1 protein-coding gene is annotated in these 238 nt (G+C 62.6%); it reads left to right on the top strand.

Going from position 1 to position 238, the window contains the following annotated elements:
* The coding region (locus KVT32_RS31450; protein ID WP_217619571.1) for a DedA family protein at positions 1-238 on the top strand (238 nt) is incomplete at both ends.

Genomic DNA, 238 nt, shown 5'->3' with positions numbered 1-238 from the left:
GCAGCATGTTCCGCGATCGCATCAAGAATGGATACCGGCTGCGTTTCATCAAGGCCGAGCACATCGCCCATACCGAGCGTTTCTTCGAGCGCCACGGTCCCAAGACCATCGTGCTGGCGCGCTACGTTCCCATCGTGCGCACCCTGGCGCCCTTCGTCGCCGCGCTCGGCAGCATGCGCTATTCCACTTTCCTGTCCTACAACGTCCTGGGCGGCACCTTGTGGGTGGTCTCGCTGAC

The sequence above is a fragment of the Achromobacter sp. GbtcB20 genome (assembly GCF_019091095.1).
GTDB lineage: Bacteria > Pseudomonadota > Gammaproteobacteria > Burkholderiales > Burkholderiaceae_B > Achromobacter > Achromobacter mucicolens.
Note: the sequence above shows the minus strand (reverse complement) of the source record. Positions and strands in the feature narration are given on the sequence as shown.